Annotated in this window: 2 protein-coding genes; both read right to left on the bottom strand. The window is 63.8% G+C overall.

The genetic code is table 11. From position 1 onward, the window contains the following. Positions 1-29: 29 nt before the first annotated feature. The gene (locus AB4Z02_RS18935; RefSeq protein ID WP_441972909.1) at positions 30-434 is read right to left on the bottom strand and encodes an STAS/SEC14 domain-containing protein; all 405 of its coding nucleotides are present in this window, start codon (positions 432-434) and stop codon (positions 30-32) included. 29 nt (positions 435-463) lie between these two features. Next, the coding region (locus AB4Z02_RS18930) for a hypothetical protein (protein WP_441972907.1) at positions 464-716 on the bottom strand (253 nt) is incomplete at its 5' end.

The raw sequence follows: 716 nt of genomic DNA, 5'->3' as shown, positions 1-716 counted from the left end.
CTACATCCCCTTCGTCTACTAACCGAGACTCAGTTCCCTGAGGGGGGCGAATCCGCGTCTCCGAGCTCTTGGCCAGTTGCCCATGCGATGGCATCGGATTGTTTGGCGAGGGCGAAGATCTTGAGCTCGCCGGGAAAGAGGAATGCCAGAAGGTGAATCGCCTCCGCGAGGCCGGAATGATCCGTCACCAGCGCGACACGACCCCAGGTCTCGTGCGGCATCCCCTCGAGCATCACGTCTTGCCACATCGCCCCGAGCGAATATCGGTCGAAGTCATCGCCGAGCACATAGACCAGGTTCACCGTCGCATGCTCCGCAGCCGCTGCCGCGATGGCGGGGTCGAACACGGTCCGGTAGTCCTCCGCCGTGATGACGCCGGATGCCTGGAAGCCCAGGGTGCCGGTGGGCAGGTCAGGAATCGCTGTGATCGTCATAGCTCAATTGTGCGCGTACCGGGTGCGATTCATCGGATGTCGAGGCGCTTGATGAGGATGGCAGCCGCGAGGGCCAGTGCGACGCCGGTCAGCACGAGGACCGCGAGGGCTCCAGTTGATGGCCCGGAACTGAGTTGATCGTCCCCGACCGCCCAGTAGAAAAGGGAGACCCCACGTATCGAACGGATCCATCCCACTACCGGCGCAAGCGAACTGACGAGGTAAGAGGCCGCAGCGATCGCCGACGTGAGGCCGAGCGCCAGGCCGCGACTTCCGCTCGCC

Source organism: Pedococcus sp. 2YAF34, assembly GCF_052114585.1.
GTDB lineage: Bacteria > Actinomycetota > Actinomycetes > Actinomycetales > Dermatophilaceae > Pedococcus.
The sequence above is the reverse complement of the archived record's forward strand: the minus strand, read 5'-3'. Positions and strand labels throughout refer to the sequence as shown.

Bases quoted from the DNA above. Each gene is read 5' to 3' on its own strand.
- AB4Z02_RS18935 (WP_441972909.1), bottom strand. From the start codon at position 434: ATGACGATCACAGCGATTCCTGACCTGCCCACCGGCACCCTGGGCTTC.